Origin of the sequence: Acinetobacter sp. 251-1, from assembly GCF_030329305.1 — a bacterium.
In the GTDB taxonomy this organism is placed as follows: Bacteria; Pseudomonadota; Gammaproteobacteria; order Pseudomonadales; family Moraxellaceae; genus Acinetobacter; species Acinetobacter piscicola_A.
The window spans coordinates 100,781-120,900 of record NZ_JACANS010000007.1 but is presented as its reverse complement, the minus strand read 5'-3'; the positions used below and the strand labels follow the sequence as shown (position 1 = coordinate 120,900).

General features: G+C 39.2%; 20 protein-coding genes. All 20 read right to left on the bottom strand.

The features are described from left to right. Positions 1 to 387 precede the first annotated feature (387 nt). The gene (locus HX129_RS07390; protein ID WP_111859387.1) at positions 388 to 1,035 is read right to left on the bottom strand and encodes a hypothetical protein; all 648 of its coding nucleotides are present in this window, start codon (positions 1,033 to 1,035) and stop codon (positions 388 to 390) included. After that, entirely contained in the window at positions 1,035 to 1,367 is a 333-nt protein-coding gene (locus tag HX129_RS07385) for a hypothetical protein (protein WP_286436132.1), read from the bottom strand. The genes HX129_RS07390 and HX129_RS07385 overlap by 1 nt, the downstream gene beginning before the upstream one ends. Next, entirely contained in the window at positions 1,367 to 6,742 is a 5,376-nt protein-coding gene (gene gpJ / locus HX129_RS07380) for a TipJ family phage tail tip protein (RefSeq protein ID WP_286436131.1), read from the bottom strand. Before gpJ ends, HX129_RS07385 begins: the two co-directional genes overlap by 1 nt. Before the next feature lie 55 nt (positions 6,743 to 6,797). Further along, positions 6,798 to 7,379 carry a tail assembly protein gene (locus HX129_RS07375; protein WP_180046636.1) on the bottom strand — a complete coding sequence of 194 codons (582 nt, stop codon included), beginning with the start codon at positions 7,377 to 7,379 and terminating at the stop codon, positions 6,798 to 6,800. After that, positions 7,363 to 8,112 carry a C40 family peptidase gene (locus HX129_RS07370; protein ID WP_286436130.1) on the bottom strand — a complete coding sequence of 250 codons (750 nt, stop codon included), beginning with the start codon at positions 8,110 to 8,112 and terminating at the stop codon, positions 7,363 to 7,365. The genes HX129_RS07375 and HX129_RS07370 overlap by 17 nt, the downstream gene beginning before the upstream one ends. Before the next feature lie 3 nt (positions 8,113 to 8,115). Beyond that, complete coding sequence (locus HX129_RS07365) at positions 8,116 to 8,925, bottom strand: phage minor tail protein L (RefSeq protein ID WP_286436129.1); 810 nt, start codon at positions 8,923 to 8,925, stop codon at positions 8,116 to 8,118. Beyond that, positions 8,915 to 9,883, bottom strand: coding sequence for a phage tail fiber protein (locus HX129_RS07360; protein WP_286434740.1), 969 nt, complete (start codon positions 9,881 to 9,883; stop codon positions 8,915 to 8,917). Before HX129_RS07360 ends, HX129_RS07365 begins: the two co-directional genes overlap by 11 nt. Before the next feature lie 51 nt (positions 9,884 to 9,934). Continuing rightward, positions 9,935 to 10,279, bottom strand: coding sequence for a phage tail protein (locus tag HX129_RS07355; RefSeq protein WP_180046628.1), 345 nt, complete (start codon positions 10,277 to 10,279; stop codon positions 9,935 to 9,937). Further along, positions 10,280 to 14,416 (bottom strand): tape measure protein, encoded by a 4,137-nt coding sequence (locus HX129_RS07350; RefSeq protein WP_286436128.1) that lies wholly within the window; start codon positions 14,414 to 14,416, stop codon positions 10,280 to 10,282. A 164-nt stretch (positions 14,417 to 14,580) separates the two neighbouring features. Then, complete coding sequence (locus HX129_RS07345) at positions 14,581 to 15,231, bottom strand: hypothetical protein (RefSeq protein WP_286436127.1); 651 nt, start codon at positions 15,229 to 15,231, stop codon at positions 14,581 to 14,583. 72 nt (positions 15,232 to 15,303) lie between these two features. After that, positions 15,304 to 15,690: a type II toxin-antitoxin system death-on-curing family toxin gene (locus tag HX129_RS07340; protein ID WP_286436126.1), complete on the bottom strand. Its 387-nt coding sequence runs from the start codon at positions 15,688 to 15,690 to the stop codon at positions 15,304 to 15,306. Then, the gene (locus HX129_RS07335) at positions 15,687 to 15,866 is read right to left on the bottom strand and encodes a hypothetical protein (RefSeq protein WP_286436125.1); all 180 of its coding nucleotides are present in this window, start codon (positions 15,864 to 15,866) and stop codon (positions 15,687 to 15,689) included. The genes HX129_RS07340 and HX129_RS07335 overlap by 4 nt, the downstream gene beginning before the upstream one ends. Positions 15,867 to 15,946: 80 nt before the next feature. Then, on the bottom strand, positions 15,947 to 16,171 hold the full coding sequence (locus HX129_RS07330) for a hypothetical protein (protein ID WP_286436124.1): 225 nt from the start codon (positions 16,169 to 16,171) through the stop codon (positions 15,947 to 15,949). 326 nt (positions 16,172 to 16,497) lie between these two features. Beyond that, the gene (locus HX129_RS07325; protein ID WP_286436123.1) at positions 16,498 to 16,674 is read right to left on the bottom strand and encodes a hypothetical protein; all 177 of its coding nucleotides are present in this window, start codon (positions 16,672 to 16,674) and stop codon (positions 16,498 to 16,500) included. A 138-nt stretch (positions 16,675 to 16,812) separates the two neighbouring features. Further along, on the bottom strand, positions 16,813 to 16,983 hold the full coding sequence (locus HX129_RS07320; RefSeq protein WP_228199118.1) for a hypothetical protein: 171 nt from the start codon (positions 16,981 to 16,983) through the stop codon (positions 16,813 to 16,815). 50 nt (positions 16,984 to 17,033) lie between these two features. Further along, positions 17,034 to 17,558, bottom strand: coding sequence for a phage-derived protein YdaY family protein (locus HX129_RS07315; RefSeq protein ID WP_180046620.1), 525 nt, complete (start codon positions 17,556 to 17,558; stop codon positions 17,034 to 17,036). A gap of 22 nt (positions 17,559 to 17,580) precedes the next feature. Then, positions 17,581 to 18,492: a phage tail tube protein gene (locus tag HX129_RS07310; protein ID WP_286436122.1), complete on the bottom strand. Its 912-nt coding sequence runs from the start codon at positions 18,490 to 18,492 to the stop codon at positions 17,581 to 17,583. A 63-nt stretch (positions 18,493 to 18,555) separates the two neighbouring features. Next, entirely contained in the window at positions 18,556 to 19,065 is a 510-nt protein-coding gene (locus tag HX129_RS07305; RefSeq protein ID WP_286436121.1) for a Rha family transcriptional regulator, read from the bottom strand. Between the two features lie 258 nt (positions 19,066 to 19,323). Further along, entirely contained in the window at positions 19,324 to 19,728 is a 405-nt protein-coding gene (locus HX129_RS07300; RefSeq protein WP_286436120.1) for a hypothetical protein, read from the bottom strand. Then, positions 19,725 to 20,105 carry a hypothetical protein gene (locus HX129_RS07295; protein WP_130075269.1) on the bottom strand — a complete coding sequence of 127 codons (381 nt, stop codon included), beginning with the start codon at positions 20,103 to 20,105 and terminating at the stop codon, positions 19,725 to 19,727. Before HX129_RS07295 ends, HX129_RS07300 begins: the two co-directional genes overlap by 4 nt. Between the last annotated feature and the right edge of the window lie 15 nt (positions 20,106 to 20,120).

Here is a 20,120-nt window from a genome sequence, read left to right as displayed (position 1 = left end):
TACACCCCATATTTAAAAATCATATTGAAAATAAAAACATGATTATAAATAATATTTTAAAAACTCAAACATCTATTTGAACAACTTCACCATTTGGTGCAAGGCTGCTTTAACGAACTAGGCTTTCCCATAATTGCTCATTACCTATTGCAACAGGAGTTTTTGATATTGATTTTTCCTTATTATTGACAATAAAAAAGCCACCTCTCGATAGCTATTAAAAATTCATATAACTACAATGTAGAAATACATCACTTAAATTCAAATAAAAAATTTTACAGCTTGTTGTGAAATACGAATGACTCATACTGTCTTTCATTGCATATATCATCATTTCACGCATCAATCTGCTTTGCTCATTTAATAAAATTGCATTCATATGACCTCTTAATAGGTTGTGACATCAATAATCTGAAAGCTGTAAAAACCTGAAACAGCAATATTTCCTCGGACTGCACCGGTTTGTGCTTCATAGCTAAATTGTTTAAATTGCACTTTTGTATAACCGTTATCTTGTGTCGTGATTGTCAAGGCTCGCGCATACACCACATCACGACTAACAGACAAACTAAATGGTAGATTTCCTAAAACAACTGCATATTTTCGAGAAGGATCAAGATTGGCTTCATATAAAACCTCATCTTGCCAAACATCTTTAATCACACCACTTTGATGATGTACAACCCGCAGTGGCTTTAATTTTGATGAAAAAACAAGAACACCAAGCGAGTTTCGAATATTGATGCCAACAGGATCTCTTAAAACTTCAACATCACTAAACTCATAAATTTTCAGCTCACCTTTGGTTGTATAGTGATCGAGTGACTTCCAAGAAAAACCATTTGCATAACTTGCACCAAGCATCATCACGCCTTCGGTTTGACATGACAAAGCCAAAACTGAAAAGCTATTACGCTTAATTTCAATGTTATTGCTTTGTGCTATTGTTCTTACCGAAGTTAATGAAAGAGTTCGATATGTGTCATCAATCAAAGCATTGCCATTTTTTGATTTAATAAAAAACTTAATCGCCATCAATAAATTCCAAAATAGATCACAATGTTTTTCTTCATATCGACAAATGAATCCCCCACGCCATCTGCAAAAATTTGCTTGCATACAGCTGTATTTCCTGAAAATTGAATATCAATATATGAGTGATTACCAAAAACTGAGCTATAACAATTTAAGTAATGCGAATTCGGATTGTAGATCTGAAAAAAAGGCTTTCCTTTCGAAAAGCCTTCATGTACCACCTGATGTTCACTTTTATCATTCCAAGCGATTTCCAAACTTGTTAAATACCTCCCAACCAACATTTGATCATCAAGCACTAAACGTCCTTGCTCATCTCTAATCCTCAGCATTACCACTCTCCGATTTCAATTCGCACAACACCATTCCTATCAATCACTCTTAAACCATTACCAGACACTTGTGTTTGACTTTGACTTGTTGAGCTATTCATTTCAAATGTTCCCGTTTTACTGCTAATTGCCCAACCTGATTTGTTTTGCACATAGTTATCGGAGTAAATCGTGCCAAGTTTCGCACTGATTGCACTTAAGCTATCAGCGTGAATTTTATTAGCATTGATTGATCCAATGTATGCATCATCCAAATAAAGACCTTTTGGGATAATCGTACCGTTCGGCAAAGTGTAAGCTGTTGATTGATAAATAAATGCATAAGCATTAGAAACACCTGAAACGCCACTGGGTGCACCAATTGCAAACTTATTGGCCTGGATGATGAAATCAACAGTTTTGCTATCATTTTCAATACCCACACCACCAATCAAATTACCTGATTGCAACCTCAATGTTGCCCGTGCAGTCAAGCCATTGATTGATGTTTGTTGAGCTTGAATACTTGCTGTATTTCCATTCACAGTTGACTGAATCGTATCAACTTTTGAAGCCGTAGCAGATTGTGCAGTTGTGACCGCATCAACTTTGGTTTGCACAGTCGCAAGATTGGTATTTGCTGTATTCGCTTTGGATAACGCATCATTTGCAGTCGTTTGAGCTGTTGCAGTAGATGCTTGAACTGTATCAATTCGACTCGACTGTGCTGATTGCGCATCTGATAGGGTCTTGATCTGACTCTCAACAACAGATTTATTGTTTTGAAAATCAGACTGCACAACATCAATACGCTGACCAATGGCTGAATCTGCATCAACTCGTGCTGTTTGCTCAGTCACAATTGCAGCTTTATTGTCATTCACTTGCGCTTGCGTAATATCAAGGCGCTGACTTAAAGCTAAATCACTTTCAGCAAAAGCACTTTGCAATGTCCAAGATGCCGCATCTACAGTTCCACTATCAGCCGTTAATTTAGTTGTATCGGAAGTTACTGGTGTAACTTTTGCATAAACGCCATTCAAGCGCTCTGTATTTGCTGTGATTTGATCTCCTTGATTTTTCACATCTGTTTTCACAGAATCTAAAGCACCAGCACTCGCTTTGCCTGCCAAATCAACAACTAATGAATCAATTTTTGATGCATTTGCACTTGATTGTGCCACTGCTGTTTCAGCTTTACTCATCGCAGTTGCGGCATTAGTTTTTGCAGTGCTAGCATCTGATTCCGCAACGACTAATCGACTATCTAGTGCTGTAATTTTTGAGGCATTGGCAGCATTATCAGTCGTCACCACATTTACTTTTTCAGATACAGCGGCAAGCGCTAAATCATTGCTCGCTTTATACAAGTTTAATGCCTGAGCATTTGCGCTATCCCCATCTGCACGTGCAGTAACTTCTTGTTGAATCAGTGCTTTGTTATCAATGACTGAAGCAGACACAGTATCAATACGTTGACTTAAGGCTAGATCACCCTCAGCAAAAGCTGATTGTAGTGTCCAAGCACCAGCTTGATTTGAAGAACTATCAACTGTCAGCTCAGTTGAATCCGCAGTAACAGGTGAAACTTGTGCATAAACACCATCTAACTTTTGTGCATTGGCAGTCACCACCCCATCAATTTCTTTCACATCTGCTTGTAATTCAGACAGAGCACCTGCACTGGCTTTATTAGTAAGTTGAGTATTAATTGATGTAATGTCTTTAGCATTGGCACTCGACTGATCCGCAGCTGCAGTTGCTTTACTCAGTGCAGTAGCTGAATTTGAAATTGCTGTATCTGCTGTACCTTTTGCTGCATTTGCAGTAGCAGTTGCTTGATTGGCAATACTTGCAGCGCTATCTGCTTTTGATACAGCAGTATTTGCTGTTGTTAAAGCGGATGCACTATTTTCAAGTGCTTTTCCTGAATCTGTTTCAGCCACTTTTAAGCGAGTATCTAAACCGCTGATATTGGATGCATTAGCATTCGACTTATCTGTGACCGTTTTAATATCACTGACTACCGAAGCCATGGCTTGATCATTTGATGAAATGTAAGTATTCAGCGCTTGAGTTTGTGACTTGTCTGTATCAGACAAAACTTTTAACTCTTGTTGAATACTCGCCTGATTTTCATTAAATGATGCGTTCAATGTATCAATACGCTGACCAATCGCAGAATCTGCATTAATGCGTGCTGTTGTTTCAGACTGTATTAATGCAGAGTTTTCACCAATTTTCGCTAGATTGACATCAATACGCTGACTTAAAGCTGAATCGGCATCTGCCATGGCGGATTGAATTGTCCAAGATACAGCAATCACACTACTATCCGCTGTAGGTGCTGTTGCGTCAGCAGTTGCCGGCATTGTAATTGCATATACAGCATCTGTTTTAGTGGCTGTCGCAGATAAATCACGCGCAACAACTTCAACGGATTGCTGTACTGCTGCAACTGATGTATCCGTACTTTTCTTGTATGTTTCAACAACATTCAAAATAGCACTATCACCCGCTTTTCTATCTTGAATCTCAACAGTTAAGCCATCTTGCACAGTTTTTACCGCTGAAATACGATCAGTCACTTCTTTATCAACACTACTTGTGACTGTGTTAATTGCAGTTTGACGATCCTTTACTTCCTTATTGATCGCATCTGTTCTTGCCAAAGCTTCTGCTGCATCTGCTTTGGTTCGATCTATGATCTCCTGAGTTAAACTATCACTGGTATTTTTGACTGCGTTAATGCGGTCTTGAGTTTCTTTATTTAATGCAGTATTTGTTGCATTAACTTCAGATTCAACTTCGGTAATCTTGTCAATCAGATTTCCAATGTCACCATCTAAACCTGCAATGGTATCGATCTTATCAATTTTGGTCGTTAAGTCCTTATGTAGTTGGCTTTCAGTGATTTGCCCAGACAGAGCATCTAAAATATCAGATACTTGTGCTGTTGAAGTCCCATTGGTCCAATCCGACCAATCACCCATATTTCCGATTCGATCAATCAAACGACCTCGATACCAAAGCGTAACATTTGCCGCTAAGCCTTGAATTTGTGTACTTGTCGTCGGATACGCAAATAATCCCTGAACAGAAGCATTTGCACCATTTGATGTTGTGGACACCTCAATTTCAGTATGAGCAGTATCAAGGGCACCCACCACAGGAAATCCCCACTCAACTTTCATCCCAAACATCGTACCTGTGGCTTTAATGAAAGCCAATTTGGGTGGCTGTCCGGCTTTTCCTTTGAGTTCAGTCAAAGCAGAATAAGTCGGTAAAGAACTGACATCAAAAGCAGAAATTGCTGTGACACGTGCCTGATAATTGCCTGAATAAATGCCCTGTACTTCAACTGAGTTATTACCTGTTAATGGTAATTTAATCCACGATCCATCATCTTTACGCCACTCCACCAAGTATTTAACGGCTGCTTGTGCTTGTGGCCATGTGATCAACATCGTTGCAACAGTTAAACCTTGCTGCACCATGTGCTCAGCACTTACAGTAACAGAAGCAACAGGTGCCTGAACTGTGGGTGTGATGATTGTGATCGGACGATCATCAATGACTGCACCGAAGTCAATCGCATCATATTTAGCAGGATTGTATTGCAGTCCTGTGATTGTAAATTGATGTGATTCATCTTGTGTGATCGATACGACACGGAATTTCATCGTTGCTAAATCTTGCGCATCAATGACCCACACATTTTGCGGAGCAACTGAATCAAATGCAGCAACCACAGTCACCATTCGACCATTGATCGACTGAACGACACGTGCCTGTGCTTTACCATCTTCACCGTTCACAACCAGTCGATCACCCGCTTTACACACAACATTGTCACGATCCAATGTGATCTGTCTTAAATCAGTACTGACTTTTGAAATACGTCCACCATTTGCACGCCCTGCAAAAATCGGATCTGCAATTTCAATCACTTTACCTGGCAACGGAATGTAGCCATCTAAGCCGACTTTAAACGTGACTGTACGCGTCTCATATTGCTCAGATTTTAAAGCCCAAAGTCCTGCGCGTTGTGCTTGTCCTTCTGAGGTACAACCCCATGCCGAAATGTCAGCAATACGAATTCCGAGACGTGAAATTGCAGGTTCATCACGTACAGGAATGTATTCTGTTTTATAGCGATTTTTTGGGTTATCCCATGCCACTTTTGCAACTGTATGTCGATCACGTGCACGTGTGCCAGAGTATTCAAATAAACCATCAATGACGTTTGCGGAAGTGTATGTAAAATAAGTATCTTGCGGCACATCTGCATCGCAAACAATTGACTTTCCATCCCAATAAATGAAAGCACGAAATACACCCGCCATTTTTGATAGTACAGTCCAAGCATCTTCTTGTGATTGCTCATAAACATTCAGTGTAAAACGTGGCTCTTCACCGCCGCTGCCATCGGGTACAAGTTGATCGCAGTACTGCGCAAGGCGATAAATCGACCATTTATCAATCATAGATGAATTGATTCGATCACCCAAAGCATAACGTTTTGTAATACATGCATCGTAAAAATGCCAAGCTGGATTGTTTGTGTAAGCACGCTTAAATGTGCCATTCCACAAACCTAGATATTGTCGAGTTTCAGGGTTGTAGTTGGTTGGCACTAGAATTTCAATACCATCACATTCAACTGCTACTTTTGCAACATTTGAGAATGTTTCAGCATCATATTGCAAACCAAGCAATGCTGTATTGGGATAACGTAACTTAGCATCAATCACTTCCGTGACTGCTTCAACATACATTTTGTCGCTGATAAATTCTGATGTCGCATTTGGTGTGATACGACGCACGCGGATCTGCCAACCCTTAGATGCTTTAGGCAAGTCAATGCGATGCGAACGCTCATAGTTCGCCGATGTTTTATCAGTTACTTGTGTATTTAAAACTTCAGTCCACGTACCCCCATCGGTTTGAACGTCAATCGCATATTGGATCGTAATGCCATTCACATCACCATTTTCTTGATTCTGTTCACGCAATGGTCCCCATTTCAGACGTACACGAACTGCATCCATGTCTAAGTTTGTGAATGCTTTGACCCAAGGGGATGTTGATTTAAGTTCTACCCCAATCGCTGTTTCAGATGAAATATCTGGAAAACCTTCAATGTAGTCTTGGTCATTCGTGCCAAGTCGAGTATCAACCGTGATGTTCTCAAAGTTACTGTTGCCGTTTGCATCATGTAACGGAGTATCATCTAAATAAATCGATTGAAAGCCATGACTTAAACCTTTGATTTTTCCTTCTGATAAACCATATAAAATTTTAATGTAGGTTTTAGATTGTGCTGAATCGGGCGCAACAACAGCCTGTCTTGCTTTTTTTGAACCTGCTTTTTCGCCTTTGATCATTGCGCTCATAATTTTTCCTAAGCAATAAAAAAGGCGCTGAATGCGCCTAAAACTAAAAACTGAATTACATTAAATCTTCAGGATATTGACCTGCTGACACAATAAAGCCGCCGATCTCACGCCGACCACGTAACACCGGGACTGGATTACCCTGAGCGACGGTTGTCACCGCACCACCAAATCCAAAATTGGCTTTATTGCCATCGCTGTTTTGATCTTGTGTATTGTCGACTTTTGGCATCAACATTTGAGCTACACCACCAATTAGCATACCAATCCCAGCACCAACAAGATTTGCGCCCCATGCTTGGCCATATGCCATTGCAACAGCACCAACCACAACCATCACTGCACCCAGTATTGTTTGCAAAACCCCATTGTTACCACCTGCACCAATCACGCGGGGCACGATTTTAATGACCGATGCAGTTGTATTCATATCCAATTCTTTTGCAGAGATATTTTGCTTATCCTGAAAAACCGCAAACTCTAAACCACGTTCATGTGCATGTAACATAAACTTTTCAAAGCCAGGTATTTGTATAGATAAAGCACGCACTGCCTCACGTGTGTTTGCAACATTAAGCTGAAATTCTTTACCAAATTTCTTGGCTAAGATGCCATACAATTTAATTGTTTTGAGCATGTCGTACCACCTTAACTACACGTTCTTGCCACTGTTGGCCAAAGATTTCACGCACCGATTTGCGTCCGTATGGGTGATGTAAAATTAAAGCTGACCCGATGCACGGTTCCGCCTGCTCAGATTTAAGTTTTCCGTTATCGCCGAGCCAAATTACCGCATGATTCACATGCTCAGTACGTCCAACTTTGCATAAAAGTACATCACCATATTGCATATCACTGACTTCAACAAAACCTGCTTTGGAAAAGTTCTCTAAATACAGTGATTCATTTTCTACCGATTCCCACCAACGATCTTGACGCTCAAAATCAATGAGCTGAATACCCAATTCACGCTGATAAAAATCACGCACGATTGAATAACAGTCTTGCCAACCATGATGATAGTTTCGCCCCACAAGCGGTGCCCTATAGCCGAAAGGCTCATAGATCTGAAACTCAAGATCAGGATAAGCACAAATCACCCATGGTTTTTCATGCAATTCTATTTGATGTAAATCAAGATCAGATGCCTGTGCTGAAGCATTGGGATGTGAGTGTACATAGGCTTGAATTTCCCCCACATCTTCAGCTTTGGCTAAGTCTTTATGATGGATTTCAAACTGATGATCATTTTGAGCAATGTTTCGACATGCAATATATTGATCATTCACAACCACGCCACAGCACTCACGTGGAAAACACTTTTCAGCATGAGATCGAATAGCTTTTTTTAGCTTAGCTGTGATTTTCATACATCACCCCAATAAATTCGCAGCAGGAAAACCACCAAATGGAATCGCTTTGTTTTCACCGAAACGCAGCCGGCATGAAGTAAGCCGACCACTGCATTTGTCTAATGCTGGGTTGTCTGTTATCTCGTCTTTTTCAGTGAACATTGCAACACCTGTGTAACCACATTCTTCACCGCGATAATCTCCCATCGTCGCCCAATGACACATCGATGTAATCTGTCGAACTGGAATACGCAAACCCTCAAAATCAATGGGGTTTGAAAGCTCAAAAGTCACTGCTTGCGGGTTTTCAGAGGTTTTTTGCTCAATATACCAAAGCTGTTCTTTTGCTTCATTTGCAGCAGTTTGATTACCTGAACCAAAGTTTTCAGCATCAAGATACTTTGCAAGTGTGGTGATAACTTTAAGCTTTGCGCCTGCAAAATCATTAAATTGCAAACAATATGCAGAGACCGCATTTTGAATACCATTGATATTGTTTGCCATCGAAAGTGTTGGTGCTGAAGCCTTACCATCTGAGCGCATTTCTAAGCCGGATACTTCAAGCGCCATCGGCTCAAAAGTCTGTCCTTGCCAAATGATATTTCGATACCAAACTTTTTCACTGCCTGAGCCGAAAAGCTGATCAGCCGTAGGTTGGAGAGAATCAGGATTAATATTTGCATCAACTGTCGAATAAATTTTTTCCCAATCTGCAAAGGAAATATGCCCATGAAAACGTAAGATGCCAGCACCTAAGGCACTAGCATCTAACTCATAAAGGGTAATCAATCCATCAACATAAAGTTTCTGAAAATCACTATTAAGGCTCATCAATCCCCCCTTGCGGTAACTCTTGAAGTCGTAAATCAATCCAACGCCCTTCAGGAATATCTACAGGCTGTGTTAAATCAGCAACAATCGAAGCAGTTTCAATATCAAATTTCTTTTTATAGGTTTTGACAGAAATATCATTATTTTCAAGCTGCTCATAAACTACAGCAACAAGAACATTACCGTTTGCATCTTTTGGCATCTCTACATACCAGCCTTCTTGTGCAAAACCTGTTGAACCTTTAATTACATAATCGCCCACATCAAGTTTTTCAAACGTAATATCTTGCTGCTTCGCTTCATCATTGAGTTCAATTTTTTCAGAAAAAAGCTGAAGAATTGGAGATGCGGCTTTAATAAAGCCGTTACCATCTACAGATGTATTATTTGAGGTTCTTAGAAATCCAGTTGTGAGTGAGCTTGTAGCACTTGCTGTACCTTGTCGAACCATATAACCAACTCTTCTATTTGAGTGATCAGACCAAAAGGCTAAAGCTGTATCTTGAGATTTAGCATACATCATTGCTGCATACAATACACGTGATGATGTTGTGCTAGTCGCCGCCTCCCCCGTCACATCATCCGAGCGATAAAACCCTGATCCCTTTCCATGCATTTCAGTGAAAAATGCATCAAAAGTTTTTTCCCCAATAATTTGTGGATTTGCTGTATTTGAACCCAATCCAAACGCCCCAACTTGCAGTACGTTGCCACTTGCAGTTCCTACAGTTTTTGTAGCTGCATCACCAAGCCCCAAATTTGTTCTCGCTGCCGCCGCAGTGGTTGCACCCGTACCACCATTCACAATAGGAATAGCACTTGGAATCGTGCCATTTGAACCACCTACAGCATTATAAAGTTCTGTAAAATTCGCATTCACATATTGAAATGCTGTACGAGTTGGTGTGCCTGTACCATCGTTCGCTGCTGAACCAACGCTAATTGTTTGTTTTGACATATTTTTCTCACAAAAAAACCGCCAAAAGGCGGTGATTAAAATCTAAATGAATTAAGGGTGAAAAACTTGATAGAACGTTGTTGAGATTTGCCAAACATCACCCCCAATTTGCTTTGGTGAATATGATGTATTTGTTTTAACCCACACCTCTCCATCCAAAGGTGAATCCCAAAGAAAGGAATCAGCACCTTTATGCTTATCAAAGAATGCTTTAATTAAAAGAATTTCATCTTTATAGGCTGTTCGTTGGTAAGACCATTCTCCTTTTCTGTTATTAATCCCTATTGAGATATTTTGTTCATACCCATCACCAAATTTACTGGTTAAAACATTGAAGTTTTGGGTATTTGAGTTCCCATCTAAATCACAGGGAAATGTAAATTTTTCATTGCTCATCTATTTCCACCCCTGACGATTCGCCATCCTAAATCGCTTCTCGATCTTCGCATCCATCATGGCTTCATTCTGCTTTCGCATTTCAGTTAAAATTACCTTTAATTCATCCCCATCCCATTGAGATGTAGCTTCAACTGGTTGAGAGGTTTGATTAATAATGGTTACTTTTGCTTGCTTAGCTTCAGGTGATCGTTTCTCAACAAGTTGCCTTTCACGATAAATCTGCGAATAAGAATTAGGTTGAACGCGCGAAGATCCAACCAAACCACCATCTTTATACTTGGATACAATAAACGGTTCCGGAAGTTGATTCCCCGCAATTCGCTTATGTAATTCTTCGTACTCACGTTGGAATGGCATTTCCCCAGTACGGTTCATATACTCCATATTCGCAACACCAATCTTCTTCACCGCGGATGCTTTAGTCACAAACTCGTAGTCCGAAAGCATTGCGGGAATGGAATCACTTGTTGAAGTACCGGGACCGCGAACGTGACCACCTGTGGCGAAGCCTTGTGGAGTAGCTGCTTGGATTAAGGAAACAAATGCGCTTGATTCAAGAGTAGCCATTGCTGCCGCACCAGCTTTTTGGTACCACGTTCCAGGTTCATTCGCATAAGCATCAGAAGCTGACTTAAATACATTCATACCCGCTTGAGATAGTGCAAACATCTTCTGAGCCATGTAAAGAGCCCTATAAGCAGTCGAAGATTCACCCTGCATTACTTTAAACATATTTGCTAAAGCACCTGCTGAATTTACTGCATATCCTAATCGCATGTTCAAGGATTCATGATTGTATTGTTGATCAATCAGCAACATCCGATCATTGTGCTCTTGCCATGCCTTTTCTCTCAATGCTGCAATCTCAAACAAGTCAGCAGTTGGATTTTGCTCTTGCTGGTCGATAGATAACATATTTGAATTAAATAATTCTTCAGATGCTTTATATCGATCATTTCGAGTGTGACCGAGCTGATCCATTTCACCGGTTCCGTAAATTTCAGATTGAATATTGCCCCAATTTTTCATAGCATTATCCGATCTGTTTTTTACTTCCTCTTGTTTTTGTAAACGAAGCATTTCACGTTTAAAGTTACGCTCTTGAAGATCATTAACTTCAATGAGTTTCTTTTCCTCAAGCTCATAACGCTCTTCCATTGCTTGCGTTTCAGACATGAATTGCAAACGCATTTGGAACTCGCGTTCCTCTCTTGCAAACCTAATTAAAGCGAGTTCGTGTTGGTATTGATCTTCTGCAGATTGGAGTGCTTGATTTTTAAAATCATCATTCATATCTGCATCAAGTTGAATCATCAAATCATTTACATTTTTCTTTAATTCAAGCTTACGCTCTTCTGATAATCGCCATGAACTCACATCTTCAGTGAGTTGTGCAACGTAGAGTCGTTTTTCTAGATCGGCTCTATGTTTAGCATTCTCGATATATCCTGCAGTGTCTTTAGGGCTGAAATTTGCCTTCTGAATCTCGGAGATTTCATTCTCTAAGTCTTTTTCAATCTTTAAGATTCGGTCTTTGTAATCATAAGCAATTCTTTCACGAGATTGATATTGCTCCGATTCTATTTGTTCTGACTCTTTTTGCTGAGTCAAGAAAGCCTCATAAGCTTCATTACTTGATGCTGAATGTCCTTTGCTGACCCCACCTTTGATTTTAGATTTCATCTCAGGGATTTGATGCAATAAATTTACAATCACACCATCCTCAAATGTCACTCTTGATGTATAGCCACCACCTTTTTTATCGTAAAAAGTTTCTACATTTTTTACTGCAAAATTGGTTGTAACTTGTGTGCCTTCAGGCGCTCTAAAATCATAACCACGATGTAATTGCTGTTTCCCTGTGATGGGGTGGGTACGCATACCATAGGGAGAGTTAGAGTTTTTAGGATCTAGAGTTTTACCACCCAATTGGAAGCGAGCCATGTGCTCAGCAGAAATTGCACCATTTGAATATGAGCGATCGTATCGAATGTCGAGATGATTACCTGTGCTTTTACCTGTGCTGCCAACCAAGCCAACTAAGCGCTCAGTGATCTTTAATTGATCCTTTGACTCCTTATTTTGCTTTCTTTTAGCCTCTGTTATCTCATCTTCTTTCTCTTTTACCTTATCAAGAATATTCTGAGCTTGAATAATACGACTGATTTCTTCTGTTGTTACAATAGCTGTAACACCATCACCCAAGGCTTTCTGCTTCTCCTCTTGGAGTTTATTAATTTGATCAATCACCTCTTTGCTAAAGCCCAAATTCATGTAAGCTAGACGCTCATTTGCACTAAGAACATCTTGATTTAAACTGTCAAAATAGTCCTTTTGAGCTTTTGCGGCTTTATCGGCAGCACTGGCGTTTTTATTCAACGCTTCAGTGTACTTGTCCAACCCAACTGACGCATTTGTCGCCTTATTCCCATTTAACTCAACTTGATTACCATAAAGTTTTAATTTATCGGCAACTTTTACGGTAGTAGAGGCTTGCTCAATATTTGCATTTACAAAGTCTAAACCCTGCTTTTTCTGCTCTGGAGTAAGAATATTTAAGCTATTTAGCTGCTCCAATGCATCAGCTTGGGAAATAAGACCAAGTCTAACTTTGCGAGAAATTTCAGCAACCTCTTCATTTCCCTTATTTGCATTCTGAACGGAGATAACAAAAGCATTAAATTGATAATTCAACTCTTTTAGTTTCTTGTTCTGCCCCTCGAATGCTTCTTCAAGGTCTTTTTTCGCTACGTCAGCTTCAACACCTTTTAACTTCAGCAATTCTTCAGTGGTTCTTTCAGCAACTTGAGTCTGCTCTTCAAGTTTTTTGCTTGCTTCTTCTGTACGTTTTTGCATGTACATGTAGCCCGCAGCTAAAGCAGTTACTCCGATTGTTAACGCACCAATAGGACCACCAACCAAACCAAGCAAGCGAGTACCAACTGCACGGCTTGCATTTAATGCATTTTGAGCTACTGTCTGTGCTGCAAGTGCTGCTGTGCCTTGATTTAAAGCTAAACGATGTGCAACTTCAGCTTGCGTTAAGCGTATTGTTGCTGCTGCGCGTGCTGCTCTGGTTTGTGCCGAGTTGTATTCAGCACGAGCCAAATTAACCTCGGTTGCTGCTAATGCTGTAACTTGACGAGTACGCTGAACCTCTAATGCTGCAAGTCGAACATGTGATTCTAGTTGCGCTGTTTTTGCTGCTCGATCTGCTATTGAATCAGCAATTCCCTTTTTCATTGCAACTGATTGCGTAAGAATTGCTTTGGTCAACATTGCAACACCGCCAAGTACAGCAATATGAGCTATCGAATCAAGATTGTCTGCTAACCCTTTAATTGATGATGATAAGAATGATGCTGCACCTGATGCTTCACCTGCACCACCAATAAACTGTGTTGCAGCATTATTTAATTGAGTGAATGATTGCCCAATTGTAAAATTGGTTTTCCCGAAATCCTCTTCAATTGATCCAGTCATTTTTTCAATAGCTTGAACCATTTTGTCAGTCGTTAATTCACCTGCCGTAGACATCGCCTTTAATTCAGCACGTGTAACGCCTAAACCTTTAGCAAATACCTCCATGAGATAGCCTGCGTTTTCACTCATAGAAACAAATTCATCACCATTTAAGCTTGATTTATCAAAAGCTTGTCCAAGCTGGTAAAGTGCTGCTTGAGCCGCTTGAGCGCTCGACCCTGAGTTACTGATTGATTTAGAAATTGATTCAGTGATACGCGCTACTTTCTGCTGACTTAAACCCAATTTTTCACTGTTGTATTGGATTTTTTGATAGATTGCTGCTGTTCCACCCCATGCAGCACCTGAACGCTGAGCAATATCAAAAGTATCTTTCATCGCCTGAGTGAGTTCTTTTTGGCTATTAGTTACGAGGCGCAAGCGGTTGTTTAGATTTGTGTAATCATCCATCTTTGCAATTGCCGCACCCGCAGTAACCACCCCCATCATGTAACCTGCAAGCTGCCGAGTGGCTACAGACATGCCGTCCATCGAACGTGACGCAAAATCACCGTTTCTCTGGATGCTTCTTAACTCTCGATCTAACGCCTGTGCATTTCGTTCAGCATTGCGTGAGTCAATCACGATTCTTAAAATTGATTCTTGAGCCATGTTTACTTTCCTGCGGACATAAAAAAGCCCGCAGATGCGAGCTATAGGCGTAAAAAAACCGCCTTTAGGCGGTGTTGGAATTATTTTGGTAACTTTAGGATGCTATCTAAACAGTCATGTAGAACTGAATTTCTATAAATGTTTTCTCACTCTGCATCTAACCTTTAATCAATAAACTGAATAATTTTTTTACCCGTAAAATCATAAGTACATCTAGCCCGTTTCTCTACACCATCGGACAAATACTTAATTGACACAGCAGAAGTCATTGCTGACTTCCCTTTAAATCCTGTGCTATCTAAAATTTTAGCTTCATTTATGCTGGTATCATTTTTTAACTGTTTAACCAACTCTAAACACTGCTTTGAAGCATCAATTTCATTTATTGGGTGTTTGATCTTTAAGTCAATAAAAACATGATTTGTTATATCGTTTTCAGATATATAAAACCTTTCTCTATTAGCGCAGTCTATAAAAACTACAGCTTCTTTTTTAGGATTGCTCTTGTTTTCTGATAAAGCAACCATCTCAATGTAATTACAATTATTTTGTTCCGTTGATATTTTAAATGCAGCATCTCTCTCTAGTTGCTCTATTCTCTTAATTCCATCCACACCCCACACTTCATACGTTCTTGGGAAATTTTCCCTGTTATAAGATGTAAAAATTAATGGATCTATCTCTTTAATAACAAATGTGTTATTGCTCGGATCACTTTTATTTTCTGCTTGCGTTTTCTTGATTGAGATTGGCTTTTCTGGTTCGACACACCCAACCAAACTCATCAATAAACCTAAAAGCAAAACCTTCTTCATACCCCACCCCCAAAATTAAATTTAGACCAAGATACTAATTTATGAACAAAAAAACCACTCTTTCGAGTGGTTTTATATTTCAGAAATTTCAAACAAGAAGTCTGAAACCCTTAATGCCAATATTTCATGGTCATCTTGTGACTTCACAATATCAACCATAAGATCATCCAAACCAGTATCATCTTTAATTGATACACCTTGAATCTCAAGAAAGGTTAACATCGTCGCAAGTCCAGTACGCTTATTTCCATCTACAAAAGCGTGACCTTTTGCTATAGCGATACCGTACCAAGCTGCGATTTCAAATAAATCCTCAACATTGTTGTAATACATTTGTTGATCTATACGACCTAATACACCCTCAAGTTTCTCAACATTACAACCCTCTCTCCCCACACCTGTTTCTTTCAGGATTTCATCATGAACAGCTACAACAAAGGTTGAGTTAATAGCGCTCATTTATAGGCTAACTCTTGAATTTCTGCTTTGTGTTGCTTAATTACACGGCGAGCACTATGCATAACAACACGTTTGGTTGCTTCATCATTTTTAAACTGCATTGACAAAACCTGACCTGATAAACATGAGCGAGGTTTTCTGCCCTCAACTTTATAGTCTTCAAGACGCTTAATCATCTCGCACCTCAAGTAATTTATTTAGTTTTAATAATATAACATATAGCTTCATGCATTAAAAAACCACCTTTTAGTGATTTTTACTTAATCTCGAGATAATGCTTTTCTGTAATCATTTTAATTTTAATACCTTGATAATAGCGAACCATTGGATCATTTTGGTCTTTACTAAGATGATCAATAAAACTTTCTTCTTTCATTAGTTTCGAATATGTTTTATAGCCAATCACAATCTCTCTAGGTTCTTGACCAGTACTTTTAAACTCTTCAATGCGTTTATTGAATTCTTTCAGATTAATTCCCATTATTCACTACTCGCAATAATTTTGCACAACCTAACATTCAATTATGACAAATTAAAGAAATTGGAGTTAAAAAATAATATTGATTTGATCGTTTTAGTTAAATAGCTTAAAAACTCGCAGCAAAATTTCAACATAGAAATTGGCTATCAGGAATCCCACAAACAATACAAATGGATATTGTAGAATTTCAAATTTCCCAGCCACATACAAAGTCAAAATAGCTAAAGCGATACAAACCAAAATGCACAATATTACAAGTAAAAAAGCTATTGGATGGTTGATCAAAATATCAAATAAGCTATTGAGATTTTCTCTAAATATATTGATCATCGTCCCACACCTAGCACATTAAAAAAATGCGATAATGAGTAAATAAACGGACTTGCAGCAATTAATAGAATTGCCACTCCAATACAAAATCTCAACCAACCTGATAAATAACCTTCCATTTCCACACCTTCTTTAGGATGTAATTTAAATTTACCTTTGGTAAACTTGTTCATAGGTTCTCACTTATTCCTGACTAATTTGTGGGAAACAAAAAACCCAAGACTGCGAATCTTGGGTTTTTGCTTTTTCAATTATTGATTTCTGAATTCCAAAATCATATTTAATAAAGTTGTAAAATGACTTAATACAACTCACTTCTTCTTATAAGCCTGATCTAGAAATAAATTATCCAACATCAAAACACATTCAACAAAGACATGCAGTTCAACTGGAGAATCATGTAATTCTAAATATGATTCAATATCCGCAATGCTCAATGCCAACGGCGTACCCTGCTCATATCTTCTAGAACGCGCAATCATGTTGTAAGCATGCAATACCGCATGTGCAGTATAAGAATATTTAGGTGGATCTATGTAGTCTGGCGGTTTGACACCGATTTTTTCGTAGACTTCGCGACTCTTTTCCGTGCCCCATTTGAGGGTTTGGTGGTGGTACAATCTTCGGACTTTCCCAAAGTATCTTCCTTGATTTGATTGGCTTCCTTCTGAATCTTTTCAGCCTCAGACTTTACAAAGCCCCAGATCTGCCAACCCAAATCCCCCATGTGAAACAACTTAGTTGCATTTTCTTCAGAATATGGTTGCTCCTTAACAACTTCACCTTCTTCAAACTCAATACCTTCCCAATCCTCAATCAGGTGACATGCCACGGCTTCCATTGTGAGCTGATACCACACCTTGTCATCGGCAGAGGCTTTTCTAACATCATAACCTTTGGACACAATCTGATTCTGTGCGCGTTCTAATGCTACTTGATACGCCTGATATTCAATACCACGAATTTTAAAACGTGCTAATACTGTACCTTCCTTATCCTTGTATTCACGCCACAATGAAATTTCTTTGCTTTCTTTAATTGCTACTTTTAAAGCCATGTTAATACCTCAAAAACAGCTCTTAAGGAGCTGCAACTGGAATTCGAGTTAAGGTTGGTGCTTCATCTGCCACTGTAAATGAAAACTGAGTATTCAAAACATCGCCCGCACCACCACTTGGTAATGGTGCTGAAACTGTTAATTTTGGAAGCAACAAGGTGTATTTATTACCCTTATTGTCTTTTAGTGAATACTGAAGACTAATCGGCTCATTTAAAAACTGATTTTCATACAACTCAGCAGTATTTTTAGACCAAGCAACCGTGAAATTACCTGTACCCTTCATAAGAGTTTCAAGGATTGCACTGATATTATTTTCATAATTCAGGCACTTTTGAACCTGCATCGAATTATCAATTGTTAGGTCCAGCTGTGTGACACACATACCCGCTTTGGCTTGACCATCAATTAAAATGTCACCAGTAGAAAGTGATGTAAAGACAATGGCATCTTCAGCAGGTGTAACGGTAGTTGCTGGTGATACTTCGTAAGCTGTACGCTTCATTCCCATAATTGAGAATTTTGAAGTCACGATACCACTATCAGGAATAGATAAAGACCATTGATTAATATGACAACCTGTAAATACTTGGTAGTTATCAATATCCGTAAAACCACGAATAACTGAGAATGTTTTACGCGTTGTGCCACCAAAGATTAAAATATTATTTAACCACTGGTTGAATGCAACACCTTCAAGCAAATCGTCTTGGATACCATAAGCAAATTCTGTTTCAACGTCACCAGTTACCTCAATTCCAGTCACCATTGATCCAGCAGCAACCCGGCTATCTTTGATTGTTTGTGATTCAGTTGTCTGTGCAGCCGCATCTAAACCATTTGATGTAAATGCCAGTGTTTTCCACGTTGTTGCGATTACACCTGGTGCGGATTCAATTCCGTACGGTGTTGTTTGTTTAGCGCCTGAACTCATAGCGACTCCTTAATTTAGGCATTAAAAAACCTCCGCTAAGGAGGTGGATAAATAAAATCTTGTTTATTCAAATAAGCATGGTTGCATCAAACGTTCTACTTCTTTGATTGCCCCCACCAATGTGTCACGTTTCTTTCGATAACTTCCTAAAATGTGCCCTGATAAACTCGCATCTGCTTTTTCTAAATTCAATTGCAAACTAAGCTTATTGTGGATATTTACATGTGATTGATATTGAGTACTCAGATATTCTTTTGTCTCATAAAATGCTTGAACCAAAGCACACTTAAAATCTACAACTCTCTCTGTGTTACGCATTAATGTCATCAAAAATGTTGCTTGTTGTTCATTTAAGATGGCGATTCGTCTAGATTGGATGCCACCTTCTGTTTCAAAGGGTCGCATTTCAAATGCCACCCTTCCAAATTTATTAAAGTGATGGATATGCGTTTTAATTAGCTGCATCACAGCCTTGTGGTTCGCTTTCGCTCCATCCGCAATATGCAATGATGTAGTTAAAGCCTTTTCATTTTCTACAATCACAATCTCTTGGGTTGTTAGTACGTTTGACATGGTTTATTCCTAGATGCTCAATTGATTTAAACCATTCACCTGAGCATCAAAAAATTGTGGTGAATGGCATAGGTAATAAAAGAGCCGACAAGAAGATGCAATGAATAGTCGAAACGACCATCTTCTCTTTCGGGAGCTACCCTAGTCGGCTTGATTGCCATATTTCAGGCAATAAAAAACCCCGCTATTGCGAGGCTTAAGGTAAAACTTGGTTTAATTATTTGAAATTTGACAGCGTTGTATTAACGCTTAATACAACTAATTCACTCGAAACTCAGCACGAATGATCTTTGCGTAAAAATGCTTATCATCCATATCTTGTGGTGCATGAACTAAATAAACCTCTAAATGAGATACACCAAAGTTTTGCAGGAACGACCGCCAGCCATCACACAACTTTGCCATTGCTGTGGTACCTGAATTCAACGGTGCAAAACATTGGATTGAAATCATTCCATGGTCACGAATGCAGGGCTGGTTACCAATACCTACAACATTACTTCCTGAATACTGAATGTAAACCTTGCACCACAACTTATCCTTAGGTGGTTTGAAGTGTTCACCATTATTAATTTTTTGGTTTTGAAACTGAATTACATCCACACCGTCAAACTGTGCCAAGCGCGTTCTAATTTCTAATTCTGCTTGTTCAAGTGTCATCATTTATATTTACTCGTCACTCGCTGAAAGGTTAAGGCATAGATCCCTGTTGGAGCTTGCTGAGAATACCCATTTTCCAAAGCAACGGAATAAGGCAAATTATTCTGCACATAGACTAGATCACCAATCTTTGCCTGAAGAATTCTCATATTTCCCTCAGCAATTGTTTGCCCACCTACTTTATCCACTTTATTCAAATCATAACGAACATCCACAGAGCCAATTGAAACAAGGTTATTACCACGGAATGCGCCTGTGTCAACAGGACTTGCGAGTACAACACCTTGTAGGAACTCGCTAATAATTTTTCTTTGTAGAACAGTTGCACTTTGCAGTACTTCAAAGGTGAACTGTGATAATCGTGTACCTTGCCATGACATTTAGCACCCCTTAAG